The sequence below is a fragment of the Frankia sp. CcCS3 genome, from assembly GCF_977927575.1.
Map to the genome: position 1 here is coordinate 26,288 of NZ_CDWRCL010000011.1, position 13,338 is coordinate 39,625.

Genomic DNA, 13,338 nt, shown 5'->3' on the forward strand with positions numbered 1-13,338 from the left:
GGCATATCCTCCGCGGCTATTCTCCGGCGGATCGCCCGACCGTCCAGAGGTTTTCCCGTCCGGTCTCCGATCCGTCCCCCGTTTCCGTCACGCAAGGTCCCACCGCGGGTGCGTGACGTTCAGCCCGGCGGCAGCGGGACGACGTCGGCGAGGATCTCGTGACGGTGCGGGCGTCGGCGTGCGGCCGGGCTGTCGTGGACGACAAGGAGCGATGACGGGTCGCCGGGCATCAGGGCGATCCCCTCCGGATGGTCGTCGCCCTCGCCGACGGGCAGGTCCAGGATGCGTTCGATCGCCTCGTCGGTGACCACGACGCTCGTGGGGGCCTGCGCGGCCCCGCGCCAGCGGTAGATCCGCACCGGGCCGTCGAGGTCCATCGTCGGGCCGGCGAGGAGCAGGAGGTCATCGCCGGAGGCGAGGAGGTCGCGCACCCCCAGCCCGTCGAGGTCGAGGAAGTGCTTGCGATACCGGCCGTCCCCGTCGATCGGCGCGAGGAGGAGGTCCTGGCCGTCTCCCTCGGTGAGACGCAGTTCCAGGACCATGGCCCAGCCCCGCAGCACCGGCCCCCGCAGCCCCAGGTAGATCCGTTCACCGACGACGGCCAGGCCCTCGACGTCCAGCCCGTTGTCCTTGCTCGGGATCTTGAGGAAGCGGCCGAGATGGTCGTCGTCCTTGAGCGCCTTCGTCAACCGGGTGGGCTTGGACAGTCCGAGCGCCGCCGCGGTCAGCCTGCCGCCGCCGGGCGAGGCCGGGTCGGGTGCGCTCGCGACCAGGGTCGGCAGGCCGCCGACCCGCACCACCGGGATGCGCCCGAGCAGGTAGCGGTTGGCGTTGCTGCTCACCTTCGCCAGCCGGGCCAGGGCCTGCTCGGTCGCGTGCTGGGGCCGGACCCGCTTGCGGGCCAGGCTGTGCGACCCGACGAACCACAGATAGTCGCCATGCCGGTCCATGCCCTCGAGGTCGATCTCGAGCTGGGTGCCGTCGTCCGCGGGCTCCTCCGGCAGGGGAAGGAGGTCCGCGACGGAGAAGCTGACGTGATCGGCGAAGCCGTCGCCGGCCGGCGACAGGGTCGTCCGTTCGATCGTGACCGTCTCGTCACCGGCGAGCCAGAGGCACCGGCCGTCCCCCTTCAGGGTGGACAACGACTCGGCGACGTCGACCACCCCGGCGCCGTCGGCGAACCGGATCGGAATCGCCTTCGCGGTCATCGGTGCCTCATCCTGCGTCGTTCCCGCACCCTGCGTCGTTCCCGCGCTCGCCACTCCTCGTCCCCCCGCCGGTTCGCCCCGGGTTTCTCCGCCGGTTGCTCCGAAGCGGCCCTTCCAGGAATCCCCACCGCCGACCGGAGCGTAGTGCTGGCCCGGCGCTTATCCGGGTGGGTGTCCAGGACCCGATAGGTGGTCCCGATCCTGCGAGCGTCAGCGCCGCTTACACCTTCCGTCGCGTCGGGCAGGCCCCCACGTGCAGCCAGGATCGCTCAGGGTACGGCCTGGTGAACCATCTGCCAAGAGACCGAGCAGCATCATCGGACCGCCGGGGAGGACGGACCGCCGGGGAGGTCAGTGCACGAGTGTCTTCATGGCGGCGGTGAGCGCGCTCAGGCCGGCTTTCGCGTCGTTGAAGAGCATTCCGGTCTTCGGGTCGGTGTACAGCTCGTTGTCGATGCCGGCGTAGCCGTGGCCCATGGAGCGTTTGATGACGATGACGCTCTTCGCCTGGTCGACGTCGAGGATCGGCATACCGGAGATCGCGTTGCCGGGACGGCGGGCCGCCGGGTTGGTCACGTCGTTGGCGCCGACGACCAGGGCGACATCGGCCTGCGCGAACTCGGGGTTGACCTCGGCCAGTTCCTTCATCTGCGGATAGGGAACGTGCGCCTCGGCCAGCAGCACGTTCATGTGGCCCGGCATTCTGCCGGCGACCGGGTGGATCGCGTAGCAGACGTCCACCCCGTGCTGCGTGAGCAGGTCGGCGAGCTCGACGACTTCATGCTGGGCCCGCGCCGCCGCAAGCCCGTAGCCGGGCACGATAATGACCTTCGACGCGTACGCCAGCTGCAGGGCCGCGTCGTCCGCCGCGACCGACCGCACGGGGGCCGCGGCCGCCGCGCCGGCGTTTCCGGTCGAGTCCGCGGTGCCGAAACCACCGACGATGATGGCCGGGATCGACCGGTTCATCGCCTCGGCCATCAGCACGGTGAGGATGGTGCCGGACGCCCCCACCAGCGCGCCCGCGATAACGAGAACGGTGCTGTCAAGCACGAAACCGGCCATCGCCACGGCCGTCCCGGTGAACGCGTTCAGCAGCGAGATCACCACCGGCATGTCCGCGCCGCCGATCGGCAGCACCATCGTCACGCCTAAGCCCAGCGCGGCGGCCGCGACGATCGACAGCGCGATCGTCCCACCGTGACCAGTGACGATCGCCGCCACGCCGGTCACGGCGACCGCGGCCAGCGCGGCGTTCAGCAGTCGGGCGCCGCGGAACAGCACCGGCGCGCCACTGATCAGGCCCTGCAGCTTGCCAGCGGCCACCAGCGAGCCGGAGAAGGTCACCGCGCCGATGACGGCGTCGAGGCCGACGGTCACGGTGGTCTGACCGGAGGCCCCGGCCAGCCCGGCCGCGCCGCCCAACCGCACCACCTCGGCGAACGCGACGAGCGCCGCCGCGCCGCCGCCGACCGCGTTGAACACGCTGACCAGCTGCGGCATCGCGGTCATCCGCACGGTCCGCGCCGCGTACAGGCCGGCGCCGGATCCCAGGAGCACACCGATGATCAGGACGATGAGGCCGGTAGCGGTGATGACGCCGTCCCGGGCCAGCAGCCCGACGGCGCTCCCGACGGCCGCCACCATCCCGGCCGCGGACAGCTGGTTGCCCCGGCGGGCAGTCGCGGGCGAGTTCATCAGGTGCAGGCCGAGGACGAAGCAGCTCGCCGCGGCCAGGAACAGCAGGCGGATCGCCGTGTCCGAGCCGCTCATGACCGCTCACTCCCCCCTGCCGGCTGGCTCCCCCTTGCCGGCTGGTTCCGCTCCGCGAGCCGGCTTCGCTCCGCGGCCGGGCGCCGGTGGAACATCTCCAGCATCCGGTCCGTCACCACGTAGCCGCCCACCACGTTCATCGCGGCGAACGCGGCGGCGAAGAACACCAGGACGTAGCCCAGCGGGGTGTGCGCCGTCGCGGCGACCAGCATCGCGCCGACGACGACGATGCCGTGGATCGCGTTCGCGCCGGACATCAACGGTGTATGCAAGGTGGACGGCACCTTGCTGATGACCTCGAACCCGACCAGCAGGCTCAGGACGAGGACGGTCAGGTTGGTGACCAACGTCTCGGTCATGTCCTCACGCTCCAGACTGGCTTTCCGCGGAGCCGCCGGCCAGCAGGGCGGCGGTGGCGGGGTGGACGACCCGGCCGGCGTGGGTGATGACGACCCCGGCCTGAATCTCGTCGGCGGTGTCGATGGTGAGTGCGCCGTCGTGGACCAGATGGCCCAGCAACGCGGCAACGTTGCGGGCATAGGCGGCCGACGCCGCGGCCGGCATCAGGGCCGGCAGGTTGCCGGCGCCGATCACGGTGACGCCACCCGCGGTGACCACCGTCTCATCCGGCACGGAGATCTCCACATTGCCCCCGAGGGGGCTCGCGGCGAGATCCACGACGACCGACCCGGGCCGCATCGTTTTGACCGCCTCCTCCGTCACGAGCAGCGGTGGCCGGCGGCCGGGAACCTGAGCGGTGGTGATGACGACGTCGTGGCGGGCGACGGCGGCAGCCAGCGCCTCCTGCTGGCCCGCCAGTTCCTCGGCGGTCAGCGCCCGGGCATAGCCACCCTGACCCGCTCCGCCGGCCACCCCGCCCAGATCGGGCTCACCCAGGTCGGGCCCACCCAGGTCGAGGAAACTCGCACCGAGCGAGGTCACCTCGCCCCGCGTCTCCGGGCGGATGTCATAACCGCGGACGACCGCGCCGAGCCGGTGGGCCGTGCCGATCGCGGCCAGCCCGGCCACGCCCGCGCCGAGCACCAGCACCTCGGCGGGCCGGGCCGTACCGGCCGCCGTCATCAGCAGCGGGAAATAACGCGGGTAGGCGTCGGCGGCGACCAGCACCGCCTTGTACCCGGCCACATTCGCCTGAGAGGTCAGCGCGTCCATGGACTGGGCCCGGCTCAGCGTCCGCGGCAGCCCGTCGAGGCTCACCGCGGTCACCCCCGCCCCGGCCAGCTGCGCCATCACCTGCGGCTGCAGCAACGGCACCAGCAGCCCTACCAGGGTCTGCCCGCCGCGCAGCAACGCGCGCGTCTGCGGGTCCGGGAGGCTGACCGACACTACCACGTCTGCCCGCGCGAACAGGTCGCGCCGCGCGACGACGGTGGCGCCGGCCTCGGCATAGGCGCCGTCGGGAAACCACGCGCCACGTCCGGCTCCGGTCTCGACGAGCACGTCGAGACCGGAGCCGACCAATCGGCCCACGACTTCCGGAACCATGGCCACCCGACGCTCGCCGGGCGCGGTCTCCATGGCCACGCCCACAGTAAGCGGACTCATGGTCTTTCCCCCTTTCGGGATTCTCCTCGTGTTCTCTTCCCCGTTGGGGCGGGGATGAGGACCGATGGCCGTGCGGGCCGGGTCGGAACGGGCCAGATCAGAACTCGAACACCAGCCGGGCCGGGACCCTGCTGTCCAGGACCTCGTCCATGCAGGCGTTGACGTCGTCCAACTTCCGGCCGGAAGCGATCACCCTGGTCCGGCCGGCCGCGTGCAGCCGGAACACCTCGGCCAGATCGTTGCGGGTGCCGACGATCGATCCCTTGACCGTGATCCCCTTCAGGACCGTGTCGAAGATCGGGATGGACATCGTGCCATCCGCCGGCAGGGCCACGCAGACCAGCCGGCCGCCGCGCCGCAGCGACGCGAACGCCTGCTCGAACGAACGGGGCGACGCGGCGAGCGCGACCGCCACGTCGGCGCCGCCCAGCCGCTGGATGGCCTCGACCGGGTCGGCGGTCCGCGCGTTCACCACGTGGTCGGCGCCCAGTTCGGTGGCCAGCTCCAGCTTGGCCTCGGTGACGTCGACCCCGACGGTGAAACCACCCGCGATGCGGGCGTACTGCAACGCCAGGTGGCCCAGCCCGCCGATGCCGAACACGGCCACCGTCTCGGCCGGGGTCACCCCGGCTACCTTGACGGCCTTGTAGGTGGTCACGCCGGCGCAGGTCAGCGGCGCGGCGTCGAACGACGGCACATCACCGGGCACCGGCACCGCGTAGTCCGCGTCGGCCACCGCGTACTCGGCGAACGCACCGTCGATCGAGTAGCCGCTGTTGCGCTGGCTCTCGCACAGCGTCTCCCAGCCGCCGACGCAGTAGCGGCAGCGCCCGCAGGCATGACCGAGCCACGGGATCGCGACCCGGTCGCCGGTCGCGCGCCCGGTCACCCCGGCGCCCACCGCCTCGACCACGCCGACGCCCTCGTGACCCGGGACGAACGGGGGAGTCGGCTTCACCGGCCAGTCACCGCGCGCCGCGTGGATGTCGGTGTGGCACAGGCCGCTGGCCTCCATCCGCACCAGGATCTGCCCCGGCCCCGGCACCGGGACGTCCCGGTCCTCGATACGCAACGGTGCCCGGAAATCGGTGACAACTGCTGCCTTCATAACATCCTCCAGTCAGGGGAATTGTCGGTGGGAAATGCCAATGGACTCCGAAACCCTGGAATCTGAAACCCTGAAATCCGAGACCCTAGAACAGGCCGAGCGCGTTCTCGTCGTAGCTGACCAGCATGTTCTTGGTCTGGCTGTAGTGCTCCAGCATCATCCGGTGGTTTTCGCGGCCGATGCCGGACACCTTGTATCCGCCGAACGCCGCGCCCGCCGGATACTGGTGGTAGCAGTTGACCCAGACCCGGCCGGCCTTGATGCCCCGGCCCATCCGGAACTGGCGGGCACCGTCCCGCGTCCACACGCCGGCACCGAGCCCGTAAGGCGTGTCGTTGGCGATGGCCAACGCCTCGGCCTCGTCCTTGAAGGTGGTGACAGCCAGTACCGGGCCGAAGATCTCCTCCTGGAAGACCCGCATCTTGTTGTGGCCCTTCAGCAGCGTCGGCTCGAAGAAGTAGCCGTTCGCGAACTCTCCGGCCAGCTGCGTCCGGTGCCCACCGGCCAGGAGTTCGGCGCCCTCAGCCAGGCCGATGTCCACGTAGGAGCCGATCTTTGACAGCTGCTGCGCGGAGACCTGCGGGCCCAGCATCGTCGCCGGGTCCAACGGGTTGCCCTGCTGGATCAGGCCGACCCGTTCCAGCGCCCGCGCCATGAACTCGTCGTAGATCGACTCCTGGATCAGTGCCCGGGACGGGCAGGTGCACACCTCGCCCTTGTTGAACGCATACAGCACCAGCCCCTCGACCGCCTTGTTCAGATAGGCGTCGTCGGCGGCCAGGACGTCCTCGAAGAAGATGTTCGGGGACTTCCCGCCCAGCTCCAGGGTGACCGGGATGATGTTCTGCGCCGCGTACTGCATCATCAGCCGGCCGGTCGTGGTCTCACCGGTGAAGCCGATCTTCGCGATCTTCGGGCTGGTGGCCAGGGCCCTGCCGACCTCGGCGCCGGGCCCGTTGACGATGTTGACGATGCCGGGCGGGATGACGTCCTGAATCACCTCGGCGAGCTTGAGGATCGACCACGGCGTCGGTGACGCCGTCTTGATCACCGAGCAGTTACCCGCGGCCAGCGCGGGCGCCAGCTTCCACGCCGCCATCAGCAGCGGGAAGTTGAAGGGGATGATCTGCCCGACCACCCCGAGCGGCTCGTGGAAGTGATAGGCGTAGGTCTTGCCGTCGATCTCGGAGATCGACCCCTCCAGGGTGCGCGCCGCCGCGGCGAAGTACCGGAAGTGGTCGGCGGCCAGCGGGATGTCGGCAGCCAGCGTCTCCCGCACCGGCTTGCCGTTCTCCCAGCTCTCCGTGACCGCGAGCATCTCCCGGTTGGCGTCGATCGCATCCGCCACCGCGGTCAGCACCTCGGCCCGCTCCGCCGGGGACGCGGCGGCCCAGGAGCCGGCGGCGGCGTGCGCCGCGTCCAGGGCGTCCTCGACATCCTCCGCCGCCGACCGCGGTATTTCACAGATCGGCTGCGCCGTGGCCGGGCTAAGGTTGGTCGAATATTTACCGGCCCGCGGCGGCAGCCACTTTCCGCCGATGAAGTTCTCGTACCGGTCCGTAACATGGACGATACTGCCTGGTTTTCCAGGTGGGACGTACGTCATGACAGCCTCCCGGTCTCCACAGGGCGGGCACGCCTTCCGACGTGCCCCGACCGGCACGTATGTTTCTCTGCCGAGGCCAAGCACCCCATATCGCGCCAGTCCTGACAGCGGGTGCGGAAGGTCCTGACCCCCGATGCCGAACGGGCCGTTCCCGGGCCAGTGCCGGGCAGCCTAAGTTGATCATGCTGTTGTGCTGGGTTTTCGGGGTGCGGCGCGGTGTGGCTCGATGACCGGCGACGGCAAAGAGGGAACTGCCCGCGCCAGGGAAGCGCGACAGGTCACGGGCCGAGGCCGGCCGGCAGACTTCACCGGCAGACCTCAGGCGGCGAGGTCGATCACCACACGCGACGGGTTCGACAGTTCGAGCACCCGGAAGCCGACCCGATCGTCGACCCCCAGGCCGAAATGGACGTATCCCTCGTAGTCGCCGGTCATCCGATACTGGACAAGCGCGGGAAGCCCGCCGCCGGCCTGCGGTGTGCGCAGCGTCGACCTGCCGGTCTCATCGTGGGCCACGGCCGGGAACAGCACCACCTCCAGGAACGCCTGCCCCCGGAGCGGGACCGCAACGCCCTCGCCTGGCGACAGCACCTCGGCCACGTAACGCACCTCGTAGCCAGGGATCTGCCCTTGGAGCTCGATCGTCAGCCGATCGAAAGCCATCCCGCCGGCGACGTTGTGCGCGCTGCGCACTGCGACGACCGTCGCGTTACCGTACAGCGGATGCTCGACGCGGCGCGGTTCGCTCGACCAGACCGGTTCCCGCGGCGTCGCGGTTGTGGAAGGCGACGTCACCACCGGTCCACCCGGCGAGCGGGAGGACACGGACGGAGAAGGCGCCGGCGAGGTGCCGGACACCGATGGCTTCGACGTGGTGATGTCGGTGGAGCCGCCGCCACCGGCACCGCCGCCACATCCCAGCAGCACGAGCAGCGCGCCCGCCAGCAGCGCCACCGCCCCGATCCATCGCCGGCCCGTTGTTATCCGCACCTTCATGTAACTCACCTCGCCGCCCAGCTCACCTCGCCGTCCCGGGTGGCCGAAAGGGACCTTCGGCAGGGGGACGGTCGGGTTAACGTCCCCCCGAGCAGGTGAGCCGGAAGCACCACGGAGCGCCGGCACGGCTCGAACCGATGGGAGATCTGATGTGCGTGAGCTCAGCTCCCGGGGTAGCGGGTGGACCAGGACGGGGTGGCCGCGCCGGAGGCGTCGGAGACGGTCGCGGTGTTCTCGATCTCGGTTACCAGATCGTCCGCGACCTGCCCGACCAGCTCATAGCCCGCCAGCTCCTTCAGCCAGGCTGCCGGCAGTGCCGGCTCACCCAGGGCGGCGCCAACGAGGTTCCCGCAGATCGCGCCGGTCGAGTCGCTGTCGCCGGAGTGGTTGACCGCCGCGAGCAGCGCCGTCTGCGGATCGTCGGGCGCCGCCACCGCGCAGTACACCGCGATCGCCAGCGCCTCCTCGGCGACCCAGCCGGCGCCCAGCGATTCCACGCGTTCCGCTCTGGGCGCACCGTCCGCTGCCGTTCCGAGAGCCGCCCGCAGAGCTCTGGCCACTTCCTTGCCGTCGCGTTCGGCCGACAGGCGGCCGAGGGCCGATGCGGTGGCCTGGGTGATGCTCGCGCCGTCCACCATCGCGGCGACGATCCACGCGAACGCGCCTGCGGCGAGGTACCCGGAGGGATGACCGTGGGTGAACACGGCGCATTCGACCGCATGGTCAAAGGAGGTTTCCGGGCCCCGCCGGAGCAGCCCGAACGGGGCCGAGCGCATCACCGCCCCGCACCCCTTGCTGTCGGGGTTCGCCGGCCGCGCGAGCGTGCCCGTCTCGGGGCGCCCCAGCCCGGACAGGCAGGCGTTCCCCGGAGCGCGCCGGGCATACATCAGCTGCTGCGCCGCCAACCAGCCGTCCATCTCCCCGGCGGCCGGACCGGTCCGCCGCTGCGTCGTGAGCCAACGCTGGTAGGCGCGCCACAGCACCGCGGGCGGATCGGCGATGCCCCGGGAGCGGCTGCGGACCGAGGCCCGGATCAGACCCTCCACGGTAAACAGCGTCATCTGGGTGTCATCTGTAAACGGAGCGTGTACCCCGTAGGCGGCCGTGAGGCCGATGACCCCCGCCGTCCCGTACTCCCGTCGGATCTCGTCAAGCGAATGGAATTCGATTGCCGCACCGAGCGCGTCTCCCAACGCCCCGCCCAGCAGGCAGCCCCGGACCCGGTCCTGGTAGGAGAGGCCGGAGTTCGCATCGTCCGTGGGCGCCGCCGCACGCCGCTCTGATGGCCACAGGCTGACCGCGAGCCCCACGGCGGACCGGGCGGCCGGGGCGGCCAACAGACGTTCCTTGGTTCCGGCGGCGGTTCCCTGGCTCTCTTCCGGGGCTTCGAGATCGGCGGCGGCGGCGAGTTCGGCGGCGGTCATGCGTTGGCGGGCCAGTGCCCGGCCCGACCTGCTGAGAATGACACCCTCGGCGGCCAGGATCTCCCGTGGATCGTCGGTGCGTTCCGGATCGGGCCAGCGGAAGTCCGGGGAGATGGAACCGTTCAGGAGCAGGACGCGGTGGGCGTTGGAGATCCGGGCGCTGGCCAGCTTGGCTCCCACCGCGACGGCGTGGGACCCGATCACCTCCGCGACGTCGGAGTAACTGGTCCAGCGGCCGGGTGGGATCGCAGCCAGTACCCGGATCATCAGGGTCCATCGCTGGTCCTGGGGTGGCGGGACCACGGACTCGTCCGGGCCGGGCCAGATCTTCACGATCCGCTCGGCGAGCGCCCGGCCGCGATTTTGGATCTCCTCCCGACCCCACCTGTCCTGACCGGCGATTTCTCGGTTCATCGCCAGCCCGCTGTCGGCCAGCAGCTTCTTCTTCTCGGTGAACTCGTGGTCGGCGAGTTTCGGATTGTAGGCGGTGAGCGTCAGATTGCCCAGAGTATGGACGAGCCTGCGGTGCAGCTCGTCGCGCGTCTCACCCTCGTGGGCATCGGCGTCGAGAACCGCTTTCCATCCCGGTCTCGACAATGACTGGGGGAGGATGTGTTCAACCGTCAGCTTCACGCCCCAGTCGACCGGTTCGAGATGCTCGTAGTCCTCTTCCAGGCCGCGCAACACATAGGTGCGCTGAGGGCCGCGCCCGGTCCAGTAGAAGGGATTGAGCAGGACGGCTTCCTTCACAAGCTGATCGGTCGGGAACTTCTTACGCGGGCCGGAGAGAACCCGCGTGATCGCGGCGGCGGTCGGCGTCTGGTCGCCGAGCTCCTTGACGAGCGACATGAGGATGCGGTTGCTGTTGGCGCTCGCGATGCCGACCAGCATCCGCCGCACCAGGTAGCTCTCCACCACCCGGAGTGCCGCGGCGGCCTCGGTGGCGTCGAGACGGTCATTCGCATGCGCGATCAGCACGTGTAGGACGGTCGGCCGGACGACGTCCGCCCCCCCACCGGCGCAGCCGGTGTAGGGCCTGCCGCAGGACCGGGTCCTCCTCCCGGTCCGGATCGAGAATCCGGCTGAACAGCAGGTCCGCCTGGGTGAGCCGGCGGCCGGTGTGGTTGAGCGAGATGCGGTAGACGTCGTCGTCGACATGCGCGGCGATCTCCACGATTGCGAGCTGACCGACCATGGCCTGCTCGATCAGTGCTGCATCCAGCGGGTCGTCGGCGTCGCGCAACGCGGCGAGTTCCTTGCGGAAGAACTGGTATGCGTCGCCAATCCCGGCCCGGCCTCCTGCCTCCGGCGACCGCTCGACGAGAGCGGTCCAGGCGGTCCGGCCGGCTCGCGTCGGTAGCAGAGTGTAATGTTCGGTTCCGGCCGCGTACCTGTTCATGAGGTACAGATCGTCGATCTTCGCCGCGAGCATCTGATCGTCATCTCGGACATGATCGCGGATCGCGCAGAGCAGGATGCTCAGCGCCGTCAGCCGTTGCTGACCGTCCACCACCAGCCAGATCGCCACTCCGGCTGGCGTCGTCGACGGGCTCGGCGCGAGAACCAGCGAACCCAGGAAGTGCGTTGCCGCTGGACCGGCGGCGGCCACGCTCGTGATGTCGGCCCAGAGTTGCCGCAGGTTGGCGCGTTCCCAGCTGTAGGGGCGTTGATACAACGGGACGACATACTGGCACTGACCCTGGAGGAGTTCACCCAGAGTAGTTTCGTTCGCCTTCGCTGTCGCTCTCCGCCCTGCCTGTTTAGCCAAATCCGAACCGTTTTGCCACTCACCGTCGGAAAAGACTATCGGAGGCGACGGATCCGCCCACCGGGTCCGTGCCTGGCCGTCGCCGCGGGCCGGCATGAGAAACTGGCGGCCGCGGACGAATCCCCATATCCCAGGTCAGCGCGGTGCCTGTTCCTCCCGTGGCGCGCCCGATCCCGGCCGGGTCCGGCGAGGACCGGCCAGGTGCCCACGGCGCTGCGGCGCCACGGCGTGCCGAGCGGTGTTGATCGGCCCCGGACCGATTCGGTTGAGGATGGTCCGGTCGAGGCATGAGTGGGACGGGACCGGTCCGGCGTGCTGGAGGGGGTGGCATGGCAGCGGGTTCTGGAAGTTCCGGCGCGACCGGAGGCAATGGCACCGTCAACGGTCAGGGAGGTTCAGGTGCCTTCGGTGGTTCGGGTGGTTCCGACCCGTCGGGTCACGTCATTGGCTGCGGGCTGAGCAACCTGGGGCTCCGGCTCGCCGAACAGCTCCGGGCGTCGGGTGTGACGGTGGTGGCCATCGACGATCGGGTCGCCCCCGCCACCCGGCGCAGGGTGGAGCGGTGGGGCGTGCGGGTCCTGGTGGAGAGTACCCGTGGCGCCGGGGCGCTGCGCGAGGCCGGCATCGCCGCGGCGCTCGCGGTCGTGTCCTGTCACGAGACGGACCTCGACAACCTGGGCACAGCGCTGGTCGCGGCCGAGACGGCCCCCGGTGTCCGGCTCGTCGTGGCCATCAGTAACCGCCAGCTCGGCGACCAGCTCGCGGACGCGCTCAGCCAGGTCCGGGTGCTGAACCGGGCCGAGCTCGCGGGGCCGAGCTTCGTCGAGGCGTGCGTCCGCTCGGACGTGACGCACGCCTTCCCGATGGACGAACGGTCCGATGCCGAGGTCTTCGCGGTGATCGAGGAGTCGATCATAGGCCGGCATGCCTTCCGGGCCCGCTATGGCGATCTGACCCCGATCTCGCTGCGCCGCGCGGGGGCGCGCCTCCCCGAGCTCTGCCCGCCCCGCGACGTCTCGCTGCGCCCCGGCGACCGGCTGACGCTCCTCGGGCGGCTGTCGGAGTTCCACGAGCGGGGCATGACGGTCGCGGGCCTGCACGACGCGCGGCTGTTCGCCGCGCTGGCCGGCGGCTCGGCCGATCATGGCGATCCCGGCGAGCCCCGGGGGGTTCGGGGGGTCTGGCGGGGTACGGTGGCCAGGTTCCGGGAGATCGTCTCGATGATCCGTGGGGAGCTCGACCCACCCTTCCGGTTCGCGCTCGCCGCCGTACTGACGGTCATGATGGTCGGTACGGTTGTGTTGTGGTTGACCTACGCCAGCCACAATGAGTCCGCACCCGCCGAGTTCGGCCCGCTGGACGCGCTCTACCTCACGGTCGCGACGATGGCCACGGTCGGCTACGGCGACTTCAACTTCGGCGCCGCCGACGAGTGGCTGCAGATGTTCGGCATCGGACTGATGCTGCTTGGCGCCCTGTCGATCGCCGTCGTCTATGCGTTCATTACCAACATCATCATCAGCCGTCGGTTGGAGCGGGTGATGAGACGCGGGCGGGCCGGAGCGGTGCGTGGCCATGTCATCCTATGCGGGCTCGGCTCGGTGGGGGTCGCCACGATGAACGGCCTGGTGCGCGCGGGCCGGCATGTGGTGGTGATCGAGCGTGACGAGAACAACCGGTACCTGCCCGTCGCCCGTGAACGTGGGGTGCCCGTGATCATCGGGGACGCCACCGTCCGCTCGACGCTGCTGGAGGCCGGCCTCGCCCATGCCGCCACGATCGCCGTGCTCACCAGCGACGACGTCGCGAACCTGGAGGCCGTGCTGTCGGCCCGGGAGGCGCACGAGGAGTTGCGGGGGGCGCGGGCGGCCCGCAGCGCCGCCCGGCGG

The 13,338-nt window shown here is 70.3% G+C and carries 10 protein-coding genes; 1 reads left to right on the forward strand and 9 read right to left on the reverse strand.

Translation table 11 applies throughout. The annotated features are described in order from the left end of the window. Positions 1 to 119 precede the first annotated feature (119 nt). The 9 genes from AC08OQ_RS02170 to AC08OQ_RS02210 all read right to left on the reverse strand — a co-directional run bounded on the left by AC08OQ_RS02170 (position 120) and on the right by AC08OQ_RS02210 (position 11,545). Entirely contained in the window at positions 120 to 1,208 is a 1,089-nt protein-coding gene (locus tag AC08OQ_RS02170) for a DUF3616 domain-containing protein (protein ID WP_476611882.1), read from the reverse strand. 351 nt (positions 1,209 to 1,559) lie between these two features. After that, positions 1,560 to 2,981: an NAD(P)(+) transhydrogenase (Re/Si-specific) subunit beta gene (locus AC08OQ_RS02175; RefSeq protein WP_476598818.1), complete on the reverse strand. Its 1,422-nt coding sequence runs from the start codon at positions 2,979 to 2,981 to the stop codon at positions 1,560 to 1,562. After that, a complete protein-coding gene (locus tag AC08OQ_RS02180) occupies positions 2,978 to 3,340 on the reverse strand; it encodes an NAD(P) transhydrogenase subunit alpha part 2 (RefSeq protein ID WP_462186644.1) in 363 nt (120 codons plus the stop codon). Before AC08OQ_RS02180 ends, AC08OQ_RS02175 begins: the two co-directional genes overlap by 4 nt. Positions 3,341 to 3,344: 4 nt before the next feature. Beyond that, the gene (locus tag AC08OQ_RS02185; protein WP_476598819.1) at positions 3,345 to 4,547 is read right to left on the reverse strand and encodes an NAD(P) transhydrogenase subunit alpha; all 1,203 of its coding nucleotides are present in this window, start codon (positions 4,545 to 4,547) and stop codon (positions 3,345 to 3,347) included. 97 nt (positions 4,548 to 4,644) lie between these two features. Next, on the reverse strand, positions 4,645 to 5,655 hold the full coding sequence (locus AC08OQ_RS02190; RefSeq protein ID WP_476598821.1) for a zinc-dependent alcohol dehydrogenase: 1,011 nt from the start codon (positions 5,653 to 5,655) through the stop codon (positions 4,645 to 4,647). An 85-nt stretch (positions 5,656 to 5,740) separates the two neighbouring features. Beyond that, entirely contained in the window at positions 5,741 to 7,261 is a 1,521-nt protein-coding gene (locus AC08OQ_RS02195; RefSeq protein ID WP_476598823.1) for an aldehyde dehydrogenase family protein, read from the reverse strand. A gap of 318 nt (positions 7,262 to 7,579) precedes the next feature. After that, positions 7,580 to 8,257, reverse strand: coding sequence for an AMIN-like domain-containing (lipo)protein (locus tag AC08OQ_RS02200; protein ID WP_462186655.1), 678 nt, complete (start codon positions 8,255 to 8,257; stop codon positions 7,580 to 7,582). A gap of 161 nt (positions 8,258 to 8,418) precedes the next feature. Further along, the gene (locus AC08OQ_RS02205) at positions 8,419 to 10,659 is read right to left on the reverse strand and encodes an ADP-ribosylglycohydrolase family protein (RefSeq protein ID WP_476598826.1); all 2,241 of its coding nucleotides are present in this window, start codon (positions 10,657 to 10,659) and stop codon (positions 8,419 to 8,421) included. Further along, entirely contained in the window at positions 10,637 to 11,545 is a 909-nt protein-coding gene (locus AC08OQ_RS02210) for a DUF262 domain-containing protein (protein ID WP_476598828.1), read from the reverse strand. The genes AC08OQ_RS02205 and AC08OQ_RS02210 overlap by 23 nt, the downstream gene beginning before the upstream one ends. 233 nt (positions 11,546 to 11,778) lie before the next feature. On the opposite strand from AC08OQ_RS02210, the gene AC08OQ_RS02215 reads away from it, so the two are divergent. Then, positions 11,779 to 13,338, forward strand: a 1,560-nt coding sequence (locus tag AC08OQ_RS02215; RefSeq protein ID WP_476611883.1) for an NAD-binding protein, incomplete at its 3' end; no start/stop codon positions are given.

Bases quoted from the DNA above. Each gene is read 5' to 3' on its own strand.
- AC08OQ_RS02195 (WP_476598823.1), bottom strand. From the start codon at position 7,261: ATGACGTACGTCCCACCTGGAAAACCAGGCAGTATCGTCCATGTTACG.
- AC08OQ_RS02185 (WP_476598819.1), bottom strand. From the start codon at position 4,547: ATGAGTCCGCTTACTGTGGGCGTGGCCATGGAGACCGCGCCCGGCGAG.
- AC08OQ_RS02190 (WP_476598821.1), bottom strand. From the start codon at position 5,655: ATGAAGGCAGCAGTTGTCACCGATTTCCGGGCACCGTTGCGTATCGAG.
- AC08OQ_RS02210 (WP_476598828.1), bottom strand. From the start codon at position 11,545: ATGCCGGCCCGCGGCGACGGCCAGGCACGGACCCGGTGGGCGGATCCG.
- AC08OQ_RS02170 (WP_476611882.1), bottom strand. From the start codon at position 1,208: ATGACCGCGAAGGCGATTCCGATCCGGTTCGCCGACGGCGCCGGGGTG.
- AC08OQ_RS02175 (WP_476598818.1), bottom strand. From the start codon at position 2,981: ATGAGCGGCTCGGACACGGCGATCCGCCTGCTGTTCCTGGCCGCGGCG.
- AC08OQ_RS02180 (WP_462186644.1), bottom strand. From the start codon at position 3,340: ATGACCGAGACGTTGGTCACCAACCTGACCGTCCTCGTCCTGAGCCTG.
- AC08OQ_RS02200 (WP_462186655.1), bottom strand. From the start codon at position 8,257: ATGAAGGTGCGGATAACAACGGGCCGGCGATGGATCGGGGCGGTGGCG.